Below are 12,500 nucleotides of genomic sequence, written 5' to 3'. Positions count from 1 at the left end.
AGAGCGCGGCCTTTGCCATTCGTATGAAGATTGCCTGGCTAGGAAGCGCTGGCAGCCTTCTCTTCACCGGCAGGAGCGTCCACTGCCAGCTCGGAAGCGGCGGTGAACAGCACGTCGGTGGAGCTGTTGAGGGCGGTCTCGGCAGAGTCCTGAATCACACCGATGATGAAACCGGCGGCGACGACCTGCATGGAGATGTCGTTGGGAACGCCGAACAGGCTGCATGCCAGCGGGATGAGCAGCAGAGAGCCGCCAGCCACGCCGGATGCACCGCAGGCGGACACGGAGGCGATGAGGCTGAGCAGCAGCGCGGTGGCGATGTCCACCTGAATACCGAGGGTGTGAACCGCGGCCAGAGTCATCACGGTGATGGTGATGGCTGCGCCGCCCATGTTGATGGTGGCACCCAGTGGGATGGACACGGAGTAGGTGTCCTCGTTCAGGTCGAGGCGCTTGCACAGGTCCATGTTGACCGGGATGTTGGCTGCAGAGCTGCGGGTAAAGAATGCGGTGATGCCGGACACCTTGAGACAGGTGAGCACCAGCGGGTACGGATTACGACGAATCTTGAACCATGCGATGATCGGGTTCACGACCAGCGCGATGATGCCCATGGAGGCCAGCAGGACCACGATCAGGTGGCTGTAACCGGCCAGCGCGGAGAAACCGGTAGCGGCGACGGTGTTGGCGACCAGACCGAAGATGCCGATGGGCGCGGTACGGATAACGAGACGAACCACAAAGGAAACAGCGTTGGCAGCGTCGGCAAGAAACGCCTTGGAAGTCTCACCGGCATGTTGGAAGGAAATGCCCAGCGCGACGGCCCAGGCGAGGATGCCGATGAAGTTGCCGGAAGCCAGCGCGTTGACCGGATTGTCAACGATCTTGAAAAGCAGGGTGTTGATAACCTCGCCAATACCAGTGGGCGGGGTCGGGCCGGCCTCGGAGGCGACCAGAGTCAGGGTGGTGGGGAACAGGAAGCTCATGGTGACAGCGACCAGTGCGGCCATGAGGGTGCCCACGAGGTAAAGAGTGATGACGGAGCGCATATTGGTGTGCCCACCCTTCTTCTGGTTTGCAATAGACGAGGCAACGATAACGAAAACAAGGATGGGGGCCACGGCTTTGAGCGCCTTGACGAACAGGCTGCCGAGGACACCGACGGAGCTGGCGGCTGCCGGGGCGGTCATGGCCAAGAACACGCCCGCAACGATACCGACGGCGATCTGAAGCACAAGGCTACCGGATCCGACTTTACGAAGCAGATTTACAAGGTGAGACATTATTTAATTCCTATGAGTTTATGGTGAGCACAAAGGGCTAGGCCATAGGAAAAAAATCACAATCGTGTCAAGGCATACATTGCATATACATTTAAAACATGATTATTTTCAGCATATTAAGGATAAATGCAGAACAATATTCAACTTTCTACATTGTCCAACTTTGTTAAAATAACCCTCAAATTTCATGCCTTTTCAGTCACTTCGGACGGCATCGAGGAGTGAACAGCCCGACAAAAAAGGAGGCATGCAATTCGCACACCTCCTTGAAGATCGTATTCAATAGAAATTTAGTGACTGACGCGCAGCTCGATGGCGTCGTAGCGCCAGTACTCGTGCTCAACGGTCAGCACCCCGTCATTACCGTCCGTCTTGATGCGCCGAATGTAGATCCCCGGAGAACCGTGGGCGATATCGAGGGCAGTTGCCACTTCGCGGGAGAGAAGCTGTGGACGAATGAGCAGGTCGCGCTGAGCAAGGGGAAAGCCGTATTCTTCCTGAACCACCTGCGTCATGGCGCGGTCGCGGGTCTTGGGAACGATGCCTTCCAGCCGTTCGGCGTGCAGATAGTTGAGGGTATAGGCCACCTTCTGGCCGTCGAGGGAAAAGACGTTTTCCATTTCGTAGACAGGTGTCCCTTCGGCAAAGCCTTCATCATCTCCAGCGTCGATATTCCCGTCCACCATAACGATACCGTTGTCCGACGTGGTCCACGAAGCATCCCGGTCCTGAGACTCGGCCAAACGTGCGAAGTTGACGTGGTTGGCCGGGTTGTAAACCAGACGGATGGGGTTGACGTACCACCCACGACGTTCCAGTCGAAAAATTCGCCCTTCACGCTGCAACAAGAGCAGCGCATGACGCACGGTATTACGGTTGAGATTAAGTTCATCACTGAGCTTTCGTTCGGAAGGCAGCTTGTCACCAGGAGACAACTCTCCTGATTTCAAACGCTTGAGAACCAAATCTCTGACTATTTCATAATAACGACGCTTTTCCATTATCCCCTCATTCGTCTATTATTCCGCGGCAATACTGACACCAAATCTTCACAGTGTCATTACCGTTTCGTAACTTGTAACAAATCAATCTGGTTTAAACCAGTTGAGTATTTTCAAGCAACAGTGTACACCGTGCACACGATGTTGGGCGGAAATAATATTCCCTCTATCTATCGGTTTGCTTTAAATCATCGGCAAATGCTCTTATTATTTTATTTTCGTGGCACCGCTGCATCATGCATCCGGTATGCCCTCGCCAAGGGTGTCGCGACAGGTTCGGGGGTGGAGGTTTGTATCTATGGGTCTTTTCCGTACTACTCTCATTGGTATGTTGATTCTCGCCATGGCATCCGTTGCCAGCGCGGGTACGCTGCAGGACGTGCAGAAAGATGGCTTCCTCAAATGTGGTACCCACATTGAGAACCCCGGCTTCTCTGCCCTCGACAGCAACGGTGAACGCGTCGGTTTTGACGTGGACTTCATGCGCGCCGTGGCCGCTGCCGTTGACGTCAAGGAGATCAAGTTCACTCCGCTGACCTCCAAGGAGCGCCTGCCCGCCCTCCAGTCCGGCGAGATTGATCTGCTGGCTCGCACCACCACCCACACCATGAGCCGCGACGTCAAGCTGGGTCTCGACTTCACCGTCACCACTCTCTACGACGGTCAGGGCATGCTGGTCCGCAAGTCCCTCGGCATCACTTCCGCCAAGGAACTCGACGGCGCCACCATCGCTCTGCAGACCGGCTCCACCACCGAGCTCAACATCTCTGACTATTTCCGCAACAACGGCATCTCCTTCACCCCTGTCGTGTTCGAGAAGCAGGCTGACGTGCGCAAGGCTTACGACGCAGGTCGTGCTGACGTACACACCACCGACATCTCCGGTCTGGCTGCCCAGCGTTCCCTGATGGAGAACCCGGATGACCACATCATCCTGTCCGAAGTCATCTCCAAGGAACCCCTCGGTCCCTACGTCCGTCAGGGCGACGACCAGTGGGCCGACGTTGTCCGCTGGACCATCTGGCTGACCATCGCCGCTGAAGAGAAGGGCGTGACCCAGGCCAACGTCGAAGAGATGTTCGCCAACAGCAAGGACCCCGAAGTGCAGCGCATGCTCGGCAAGACCGGCTCCCTGTGGGCCGACCTCGGTCTCGACCAGGGCGCTCCTGTCCGCGTGATCAAGAAGGTCGGTAACTACGGCGAAATCTTCGACCGTAACCTCGGCCCCAACACCCCGCTGCGCATGGAGCGTGGCCTGAACGCTCTGTGGACCAACGGCGGGCTCATGTACGCCCCGCCCTTCCGCTAGGCCGACATAGAATCATTCCCGCGCCAAGCTTCTGGCTTGGCGCGGTTTTTTATTGCATAAAGAGATAATGGCAGATGAGGAAGCCGCTCTGCGAGCGGCGATTGATTGGTGATTTCGCCTCCGGCGGCCAAAGGGCTATGACCCTTTGGAATCCCTTTCCGCCTTCGGCGAAGGTACCTCCGCGTCGAAGACGCACTAGGGGCCTGCATGGGCGCAAGTCCATGCCCGCCGGAGGCGAAGTCACCCGACAACGGAGCCGCAGACGACCTCCTATCCTGATTTCCCTACCCTACTCTCGCTCCCTCACAACTGCCCTAACCAATAACCAAGCGTTTTCATGCCCGACAAATCAGCACCGAAAAAGGTTCCTTTCTGGCGCAGCCAACAGGGAAGGGCCTGGACATTCCAGATCTGCATGCTGGGCGGCTTCCTGTGGCTGGCGGTCTCCATGTACCGCAACACGCTGGCCAACCTGGAGACCCGAGGCATCAGCTCCGGTTTCGGCTTCCTCAACAACGAGGCAGGCTTCGGTATCGGCGAAATCACAGGCATCCCCCTTCCACAAGGCGGCGTACTGTGGTTCCTGTTGAGCCTCGTAGCCGGTCTCGCCCTGAGTCAACTCATTTCGCGCTACCAGAAAAAACAGTCCGACCGGCCCATGTCCACCAAGTGGCTGGCCGCGTGTCTGGCATGCTCCATCGGCCTGCCGCTGGTCACGCTCTACTGCTTTTGGGACAGCGTAACGATCCTCCACTACACCGAGTCGTCCAGCTACACGCTGGCACTGGCTACCGGCCTTGCCAACACCCTCAAGGTGACGGTTATCGGCTGCGTGGCCTCCACCATCCTCGGCCTCATGGTGGCGCTGGGGCGTCTTTCCCCCAACTGGCTGCTGAGCAAGCTGTGCCGCTGGTATGTTGAGCTGAACCGCAATCTGCCGTTACTGCTTCAACTCTTCTTCTGGTATTTCATTGTATTGCAACAATTGCCCAACGTGCGGCAATCCATTGACCTGGGCGGCTGGCTCATCCTGAACAAGCGCGGGCTGTTCCTGCCTGCACCCATCCCGCAGGCGGGTGCCTGGGTCTTTTGCGCCGCTGTAATAGTGGCTCTGGCCGGGATCTTTCTGATCCTGCGCCGAGCCCGGCGGCTGCATGATGAGACCGGCGTACCGGGCAAAAAGCTGTTGCCCAGCCTCGCGCTGCTCATCGGGCTGCCCGGACTGGCCTGGCTCATCACAGGCAATCCTTTCGCGCTGGATTTCCCGGCCCTCAAAGGCTTCAACTACCGCGGCGGCATGGGGCTCACCCCTGAATTCACCGCGCTGGTCGTTGGCCTGACCGTGTACATCTCCGCATTCAACGCCGAGATCATCCGCTCCGGCATCGAGGCCGTATCCAAAGGCCAACGGGAAGCGGCCCGGGCACTGGCCATGAAGGAAAATCAGGTCATGCGCGTAGTAGTCCTGCCGCAGGCCATGCGGGTCATTGTCCCGCCCATGACCAGCGAATATCTCGCCATCGCCAAGAGCAGCTCACTGGCCGTTGCCATCGGCTATCCTGACTTCGTCAGTGTGGGCGGCACGATCCTGAACCAGTCAGGACAGGCCGTAGAGATCGTCGGCATATGGATGGGCGTGTACCTGTGCATTTCCCTGCTGATTTCATTCGGCATGAACATATACAACAGCAAAGTCGCGCTGGTGGAGAGGTAGGTCATGGTTCAAGACATTCCCGACAGACTTCCCCCGAAGACGCAAACCGGCGTGGTGGGCTGGATTCGCAAGAACCTGCTCTGCCCGTGGTACAACGCGGTCCTGACCGTGCTCTCCTGCTGGGCCATCTGGTCTGCGGTCAAGCCCTTCTGGAACTGGGCCGTGACCAATGCCACCGTCACCCTTGACCCGGAGGTGGCAAAACAATCCACCGGCGCGGCATGGGGTTTCATCCGCGACATGTGGCCCGTATTCATGACCGGCGTCTATCCCGCAGATGAACGCTGGCGCCCGTTGGTGGCACTCATTCTCGTGGTCGCGCTGGTATGCATCAGTCTGGTACACAAATTCCGCGCCACCAAGTGGATTCGCGTCATCTGGCTGCTTTCGCCCATCGCGGTATTCGGTCTGGTGCACGGCGGCGGTCCCACGGGCCTGCCTGCTGTAGGCACCCACTACTGGGGCGGTCTGATGCTGACCATCATGCTCTCCATCGTGGCCATGCTGGCAGCCTTCCCCATCAGCGTATTGCTGGCGCTGGGACGCACCTCCAACATGCCCATCGCCAAGCCGTTCTGCGTGGCCTACATCGAACTCATCCGCGGCGTACCGCTCATCACCATCCTGTTCATGGCCTCGGTGGTCCTGCCCCTGTTCCTGCCCTCCGGCATGGAGCTGGACAAGGTGCTGCGCGCCATGGTGGGCATCACCATGTTCTTCTCCGCCTATCTGGCAGAGAACATCCGCGGCGGCCTGCAAGGCATCGGAAAGGGGCAATACGAAGCAGCTGACGCGCTGGGCATGGGATACTGGAAGAAGACCATCGTGGTTATTCTGCCCCAGGCGCTGCGCATCGTGATTCCGCCCATGGTCAACAATTTCATCGGCATCCTGAAGGACACGTCCCTCGTGGGTATCGTCGGTCTGGTGGACCTGCTCCAAATCGCCTTTGCCACCACCTCCAACCCCAAGTGGTTCGGACGGTTGGAAGAGGCTTACGTGTTCATCGCGCTCTGGTACTGGATTCTCTGCTACGGCCTGTCCGCCTACAGCCAGCACCTTGAGAAGAAAATGCCCTCGGCAAGCAAATAGAGGATTAAGAAAATGGCTACCAACACCGCCACCCATCTGGGCGACAGCCCCGTGGTCATCGATATTCAGAAGCTCAACAAGTGGTACGATCAGTTCCACGTGCTCAAGGACATCGACCTGCAGGTCCGTCAGGGCGAAAAGGTCGTAGTTTGCGGACCGTCCGGTTCGGGCAAGTCCACCCTGATCCGCACCATCAACCGTCTTGAAGAGCATCAGGAAGGCAAGATCATCGTGCACGGCACCGCCCTGACCGACGACGTGCGCCACATCGAACGCATCCGCCGCGAAGTGGGCATGGTCTTCCAGCAGTTCAACCTGTTCCCGCACATGACCATTCTGGACAACGTCATCTCCGGCCCCATCCATGTACGCAACATGCCACGCAAGGAAGCCATCGACCTCGCACAGATGTATCTGGAGCGCGTGGGCATCGCCGAACAGGCCAAGAAATTCCCGGGACAGCTTTCCGGCGGTCAGCAGCAGCGCGTGGCCATTGCCCGTGCGCTGGCCATGGAGCCGAAGATCATGCTCTTTGACGAGCCCACCTCGGCGCTCGACCCGGAGATGATCAAGGAAGTCCTCGACGTCATGCGCGAGCTGGCCGACAAGGGCATGACCATGATCTGCGTCACCCACGAAATGGGCTTTGCCAAGGAAGTGGCCGACACCATGGTCTTCATGGATCGTGGCCAGATCGTGGAATACTCCCCGGTACACGACTTCTTTACCGCACCCCGCGAAGAGCGCACCCGCACCTTCCTGGAACAGATTCTCAACCACTAGACCGCGCTTTTCGGAGACTCCTCTTGCAACCGCTCTCTCTCTTTCAAGACACTCCCCTGATCATGGCCCATCGGGGAGGCCGCACTCTCGGGCCGGAAAACACCCTGCATACCCTGCGCAAGGCCAAGCAGGTCGGCGCCAAGTGTTGGGAAACCGACGTTCAGCTTACCAGGGACGGCGAAGTCATCATCCTGCACGATCTGAACCTGCTCCGCACCACCAACGCGAGCGCGCACCCGGACTTCAAGAACAACGCGCCGCAAGTGCCGTGGCGATTCACCCTCAAGGAACTCCGCCAGCTAAACGCGGCCATTTATCCCCGCCGCAGCTGCCCGCCGCCCGTCACCAGAAAATGGCAAGAGGTTCCGGACATTCTCCATCCCGACTTCCGCATCCCCACCCTGACCGAAGCGTTGCAGATTACCGCTGAGCTCGACATGTGGATCAACGTGGAGATCAAGGACGTTTCCCGCGTATTGCCCTCCGTACTGGCAGACTCAGTGGTTCAACGCGTCCTCGCCTGCATCAAGGCGCAGGGCATGGAAGATCAGGTGATCATCTCATCCTTCAACCACGACTACGTGCGCAGCGCCAAGGAACTTGCTCCCCACATCCTGACGGGCGCGCTCACTTCCCATCGCTACAAAGGCGATCCAGTGGCTGACACCTTAAAGACAAAGGCCGACGCCTGGCATCCGGGATGGCGCTCCCTGACGCAGGAGAACGTAATCCGCGCCCGCGAAGCCGGATTGGCAGTAAATCCGTACACCGTTAACAGTGTTGAAGACATGAAGCGGTTTACTGAATGGGGCGTAACGGGAATGGTGACGGACTGTCCGCAGGACATAGTCTGATCCGCAATTCATCATTTTGCGTAAGGAAGCTTTGATCCATCCTAGAAGGGCAATCTCACAGTGAAGGTCGTCCCGACTCCTAGCTGTGAATCCAATTCAATGGAGCCTTTGTGCTTTTTTACTATATCGTAGACGATGCTTAAGCCTTGCCCTGTCCCTTTTCCAATTCCCTTGGTTGTAAAGAACGGATCATATACACGATGCCAATGCTCCTGAGCAATGCCACAGCCGTCATCGTGAATAGACAAGACTAGCATCCCATCTTCTTCATATGTTTTGATCGTTATTATCCCCTTGGGACCAACTCTTTTGTTCTTCGAGTCAATTGCCTGGGCCGCATTCAGGAGCAGGTTCAAAACAACCTGGGTCATTCCTGCCGGACTGCACGAAATAGCCTGTAGGCTTTCATCAAGATCAAGATCGACCTCGGCAACATACTTCCACTCATTGCGTGAAACCAACAAAGATGTTTCTACCAACTCATTAAAATCAGCGAGTTGCGTTGCAGCAGAAGCTGGATGAGAACTCTTTTTCATTGCTCGGACAATGGTCGATATATGATTCAGACCATTAATCGACTCGGAAACGGCAGCTCCATACTCCTCGACGAGCCCTGAGACATGTTTATCAATTGACGATTCCTCATCGTCCCTTTCACTTTTGCTTTCATCCGTACTGAGTTGCAGCTTTGAACAAGCCTGCTCAATTTCCGGCAGAGCTTGCTTCATGAAGTGCAGATTGCCACCAACATACTGAAGGGGAGTGTTGATTTCATGGGCAATACCAGACGCCAATTGTCCAATGGCCTCAAGTCTGTGAGCCATGGAGAGTTGGCGCTCGGCTTCTCTCAATAGTCTTTCCGTCTTATCGATCTGACCTCCGACCACTTTCGAAACCTTATTAATGACAATTCCAAAAACAAACACATAGAGGATCACAATTATTGCTGTCACAAATGCTTCATTCAGCCCACTTACCAGCGGCTTAAGCAAAATAGTGAGACTGCCTTGGATCAATATGAATGCTACTATCAAAGGAAGAAATAAACGTTTCAACCTAACCGCGGTAGATGAACCGACAAACGCATTCAGTGGGTAATAATCCCTTCCGTTGGCGACAATAAGCCCGACGCTGAGAGCCATGAAGCCGAGAGCTGTTGTAAGCGCCATTGGAATCGTCCGCTGACCATAGAAGAATGGAGTTCCATACAAGTATCCCAGAAGAATTGTTGAAGCTATGAGCATGATCAAAGAGGATATCCCCCCTGATATTTTTCTCACGTTCACTTCACTCCCTGCACCCATGCTTCTGCATAAAAACAACACGAACAGTGAAATGCTTGAAAGGAAAAAAAGGCCCCCCGTACTCGGCGACATACGGCCAACGGGTATACCTTTCAGCTCCCCTAATTTGGGAACTATTACATCTTCAAAGTTGAGATCCATTTCCAGAAGGAACCCTACCAGCTCTAGCAACCCGAATGTTCCAACCAAAGAGACGCTCAGGAATAACAATCCAACGACTAAAGGCTGTTGTTTGCCTCTTTGAACAAACAGCAAAAGGAAGGAGAGCATCATGAATGACAAGGCAGTACTTGGCGCCATAGGAATGTAGTCAGGACGCACACGCCCAAGCACCTCGAAACCCGGTATGTAAGCGACAAGCCCTGAGATAGCCAAAAACATGCTACATGCCACTGCACTATATAAAATCAATAACTCTACCTGGCTTTCTTTCACTGGCCCCAGCTCCATTATCAAGTCGTTCCATACAGTAAAAGGGGATTGGTATTTAACTGATACCACAAGATAGTGTTCAGTGAAACAGTCTCAAACTCTTTTCAATAACCGTCCAAGTTATCAGCCAATGCAGAAGAAAAGCCGACTGAAACGTACGTTTCAGTCGGCTCTTTTTTTGAACACTTGTAAACAATCAAGAGGTGCCCCAATCTCCACACCAATGACCACACAAACGCCACAACCTTAAGATGATGCAGAATCAATCATTACACTCTCAAAACGGTTCACGGCAGATGAAGACCGAACATGCTGGCAATGAGCAGTGTTCCGTACATGGCGGGCATGTAGAGAAGCGTACCGACGAGGAGCGCTGCGGCAGTCTCGGCCACGCGGGTGTCGTAGGTTTCGGCCATGACGCAGACCACAGCGGCAGAGGGCAGCCCGGCAAGGATGATCCCCACGAGGAGCATGTCGCCTCGCAAACCAAATGCATAAAAACAGAAGGCGGCGATGATGGGATGCAGCACGAGCTTGCCCACATTAACGAGGACAATCTCCCGGAAAGAGAAAGCCAGCTTGAGCTTCACGATGAGCATGCCCACGGCAAAGAGCGCGCAGGGAATCGAGGCCATGCCGAACATGCGCAGGCCGTTGGAAAGAAAATCAGGCAGCGTAAATCCAAAATAGGAAAAGCCAGCTCCGGCAAATGTGGCGAAGATGACCGGCGTCTTGAACAGATTGAGCGCAATCTTGCCAATGGTCGCAACTGGAGATTGCCCACCACCGGCGCGGTGCAATTCCATGGTCGCGAGACAGACGATCATGAGCAGGGTCGGCAGAATGATGGAAAGCGTGGAAGCAACCATGACTTCGTGATTGTCGCCATAGAGAAAGAGCATGATCGGAAAGCCGAGGTAGGCGGAGTTGCAGAAACTGGCGTTGGTCGCGCGAATGGAAGATTCGGAGAAGTGGCTCTTGAGCAGCATGGAAGAAAGCGCAAAGGCCACGCCATAGGTGGCAAACATAGCCGTGGTATAGCCGCCGATGAAGGCAGGCTGCATGATATCCGCAAAGGGCGTGGTGGCCATGGCCTGAAACAGCAACGCGGGCAATGTGAAGTAGAAAGTGAACCCGTTAAGAACGGTGGCACTGTTCTCCGGCAGAATTTCTCGACGATAGGCCACGGCTCCAACAAAGATCATGAGCAGAAGCGGCAATAAGGATGAGGCGACGGTGGCAAACATGGATTTCTCTTTCTCTGAACAATTAAAAAGCCTGAGCACGATACGCCTGCCCGGTTCAGCAATCAACCATTAAGCCGGGCCACCTCTGAATCTCCTACAAAATAATGTTTGGCATTTTGAAAGAGGAAATTACAACATTAATTAAGCAAGTTACAGCTTTGTTCTTTTCATTCCACCTTCTCCCATCTTTCCAAACCGACAGCCATCTTAACATTAAATGGATTGCAATGAGACACAATATGCACTAATAAGTTCTTTTGGGTTCATAAACAACTTACACACTCCACAATCCAATGATGAAGCTTATTCAAAACGGTAACGTTCAGGCCCCTGCGCCTCTCGGCAAGCAGGATATCCTCATCGGCGGCGACAAGATCCTCGCCATGGCGGAGACCATTGACCCTTCAGGCTTGCCCGGCGAGGTCGAGATCATCGACGCTTCCGGCATGACCATTGTCCCCGGCTTCATCGACGGACATCAGCATTTCACCGGCGGTGGCGGCGAAGGCGGCTTCCAGACCCGCACCCCGGAGATGACCCTTTCCATGAACACCAAGGCGGGCGTCACCACAGCCATTGGCCTGTTGGGCACCGACTCCCTGACCCGCTCCGTGGAAGCACTTTTCGCAAAGACCGAGGCGTTCAAAAATGAAGGTATAACCACCTTCATGCTCACCGGCTCCTATTGGTATCCCTCCCCCAATATCACCGGTGACGCAGCACACGACCTCGTTTACCTGCCGCCCGTTATCGGCGTGAAGCTCGCGCTGGCAGACATCCGCGGCCCCCACATGGACATTGATAAGCTGGCGACCCTCGCCTCGGACATTCGCGTAGCCGCTCTGGTGGCAGGCAAGCCCGGCTTCATCACTGTTCATACCGGCATCAAGCCGGAGCGCCTCGATATCGTTGTCGAGGCCGTCAAGGAACTGGGCGTCCGCGCCGACATGTTCGTGCCCACCCACATCAACCGCAAGGACACGGATCTCAAGGATCAGGTCTGGTGGCTGGCAGAGAACGGCGGTTTCGTGGATGCCACGGCCCATTTCTGCGAAGCGCCCAACAGCGCGGTCTGGGTCAACGCCGCAGACTTTGCCATGGAGGCCCGCGAAAAAGGACTGTTCGACCAGCTCATGATCAGCTCCGATGCTGGCGGCTCCATGCCCAAATGGAATGCGGACCATAGCCGCATCATCGGCATGGACGTGGCAAAACCCGACTCCCTGCTCTTCGAGCTGCGCCGCATGGTGGACCACTTCGGGCTGCCGCTGGAAGAAGCGCTCAAGCCCCTGACCATCAACCCGGCCCGCATGTACGGACTGGAAGGGATCAAAGGCCTGCTGGCCGAAGGCGCAGACGGCGACCTGATCATCATGGAACCTGAGACCCTCGCCATCCGCGACGTGGTTGCGCGCGGCAAGGTCATGATCAAGGACGGCGAAGTCGTCTCCCCCGGATATTTCGAATAGGCGTCAACAAGG

At 55.8% G+C, this 12,500-nt stretch carries 10 protein-coding genes; 6 read left to right on the top strand and 4 right to left on the bottom strand.

Annotated features, from left to right (window positions below; all coding sequences use genetic code 11):
• Positions 1 to 38 precede the first annotated feature (38 nt).
• Positions 39 to 1,283, bottom strand: a complete 1,245-nt coding sequence (gene sstT, locus HFN16_RS10215; protein WP_168890655.1) for a serine/threonine transporter SstT — start codon at positions 1,281 to 1,283, stop codon at positions 39 to 41.
• 290 nt (positions 1,284 to 1,573) lie between these two features.
• Positions 1,574 to 2,284, bottom strand: coding sequence for a UTRA domain-containing protein (locus tag HFN16_RS10210; protein ID WP_168890654.1), 711 nt, complete (start codon positions 2,282 to 2,284; stop codon positions 1,574 to 1,576).
• A gap of 298 nt (positions 2,285 to 2,582) precedes the next feature.
• Here HFN16_RS10210 and HFN16_RS10205 point away from each other — a divergent pair, with 298 nt between their 5' ends.
• The 5 genes from HFN16_RS10205 (at position 2,583) to HFN16_RS10185 (ending at position 8,036) form a co-directional block, all read left to right on the top strand.
• Complete coding sequence (locus HFN16_RS10205; protein WP_168890653.1) at positions 2,583 to 3,593, top strand: amino acid ABC transporter substrate-binding protein; 1,011 nt, start codon at positions 2,583 to 2,585, stop codon at positions 3,591 to 3,593.
• Positions 3,594 to 3,930: 337 nt separating this feature from the next.
• Positions 3,931 to 5,307, top strand: coding sequence for an ABC transporter permease subunit (locus tag HFN16_RS10200; protein ID WP_168890652.1), 1,377 nt, complete (start codon positions 3,931 to 3,933; stop codon positions 5,305 to 5,307).
• Positions 5,308 to 5,310: 3 nt separating this feature from the next.
• Positions 5,311 to 6,399: an amino acid ABC transporter permease gene (locus tag HFN16_RS10195; RefSeq protein ID WP_168890651.1), complete on the top strand. Its 1,089-nt coding sequence runs from the start codon at positions 5,311 to 5,313 to the stop codon at positions 6,397 to 6,399.
• A gap of 12 nt (positions 6,400 to 6,411) precedes the next feature.
• A complete protein-coding gene (locus HFN16_RS10190) occupies positions 6,412 to 7,182 on the top strand; it encodes an amino acid ABC transporter ATP-binding protein (protein WP_168890650.1) in 771 nt (256 codons plus the stop codon).
• A gap of 23 nt (positions 7,183 to 7,205) precedes the next feature.
• A complete protein-coding gene (locus HFN16_RS10185; RefSeq protein ID WP_168890649.1) occupies positions 7,206 to 8,036 on the top strand; it encodes a glycerophosphodiester phosphodiesterase family protein in 831 nt (276 codons plus the stop codon).
• A gap of 41 nt (positions 8,037 to 8,077) precedes the next feature.
• Here HFN16_RS10185 and HFN16_RS10180 read toward each other — a convergent pair whose 3' ends face one another.
• Complete coding sequence (locus HFN16_RS10180) at positions 8,078 to 9,775, bottom strand: ATP-binding protein (RefSeq protein WP_168890648.1); 1,698 nt, start codon at positions 9,773 to 9,775, stop codon at positions 8,078 to 8,080.
• Positions 9,776 to 10,059: 284 nt separating this feature from the next.
• Positions 10,060 to 11,019 carry an AEC family transporter gene (locus HFN16_RS10175; RefSeq protein ID WP_168890647.1) on the bottom strand — a complete coding sequence of 320 codons (960 nt, stop codon included), beginning with the start codon at positions 11,017 to 11,019 and terminating at the stop codon, positions 10,060 to 10,062.
• Positions 11,020 to 11,312: 293 nt separating this feature from the next.
• On the opposite strand from HFN16_RS10175, the gene iadA reads away from it, so the two are divergent.
• Complete coding sequence (gene iadA, locus HFN16_RS10170) at positions 11,313 to 12,488, top strand: beta-aspartyl-peptidase (RefSeq protein WP_168890646.1); 1,176 nt, start codon at positions 11,313 to 11,315, stop codon at positions 12,486 to 12,488.
• Positions 12,489 to 12,500: the final 12 nt, after the last annotated feature.

Origin of the sequence: Pseudodesulfovibrio sp. zrk46, from assembly GCF_012516435.1 — a bacterium.
In the GTDB taxonomy this organism is placed as follows: Bacteria; Desulfobacterota; Desulfovibrionia; order Desulfovibrionales; family Desulfovibrionaceae; genus Pseudodesulfovibrio.
This window is presented reverse-complemented; position numbering and strand designations above follow the sequence as displayed.

Excerpts from the sequence above, each read along its gene's own strand:
- sstT (WP_168890655.1), bottom strand. The coding sequence starts at position 1,283 with ATGTCTCACCTTGTAAATCTGCTTCGTAAAGTCGGATCCGGTAGCCTT.
- HFN16_RS10210 (WP_168890654.1), bottom strand. The coding sequence starts at position 2,284 with ATGGAAAAGCGTCGTTATTATGAAATAGTCAGAGATTTGGTTCTCAAG.
- HFN16_RS10205 (WP_168890653.1), top strand. The coding sequence starts at position 2,583 with ATGGGTCTTTTCCGTACTACTCTCATTGGTATGTTGATTCTCGCCATG.
- HFN16_RS10200 (WP_168890652.1), top strand. The coding sequence starts at position 3,931 with ATGCCCGACAAATCAGCACCGAAAAAGGTTCCTTTCTGGCGCAGCCAA.
- HFN16_RS10195 (WP_168890651.1), top strand. The coding sequence starts at position 5,311 with ATGGTTCAAGACATTCCCGACAGACTTCCCCCGAAGACGCAAACCGGC.
- HFN16_RS10190 (WP_168890650.1), top strand. The coding sequence starts at position 6,412 with ATGGCTACCAACACCGCCACCCATCTGGGCGACAGCCCCGTGGTCATC.
- HFN16_RS10175 (WP_168890647.1), bottom strand. The coding sequence starts at position 11,019 with ATGTTTGCCACCGTCGCCTCATCCTTATTGCCGCTTCTGCTCATGATC.
- iadA (WP_168890646.1), top strand. The coding sequence starts at position 11,313 with ATGATGAAGCTTATTCAAAACGGTAACGTTCAGGCCCCTGCGCCTCTC.